General features: G+C 60.2%; 1 pseudogene. It reads right to left on the reverse strand.

What is annotated here, in order from left to right:
- A pseudogene (locus ACTHS3_RS17030) lies at window positions 1-435 on the reverse strand (DUF6531 domain-containing protein); the annotation flags it as partial.

The raw sequence follows: 435 nt of genomic DNA on the forward strand, positions 1-435 counted from the left end.
AGGCGTCGGGTTTTACCTAAGGCGTCGGTAATGGTTTCGGGCAGCCATTGGGCGTTGTAGCCGTAGCTTGTGGTGTAACCGGCGGGGTCGGTGATGCTGATGAGGTTGCCGCGCTTGTCGTAATCGTAGGCGGTAATCCTGCCTGCGGGATCGTTGACGGCAACCGGCAGGTTGAGGGTTTCGTGGTAGTCGATTTGGGTGCTGCTGCCGTCCGGCGCGGTGATGGCGATGACGTTGCCTTCGGTATCGTAGAGATAGCGGGTTTCGCGTCCGAGCGGGTCGCGTTCTACGGTAATGCGGCCGTAGCTGTCGCGTTCGCTGTCGCTGCGTTGTCCGTCGGCGTCGATGCGGTAGACGAGTTCGCGGTTTTCGTCGAAACCGTACACTTCCGTCCGTCCCAATGCGTCGGTAACGACGGTATGGTCTTTGCGGTAG

The sequence above is a fragment of the Neisseria sp. P0009.S007 genome, from assembly GCF_051962515.1.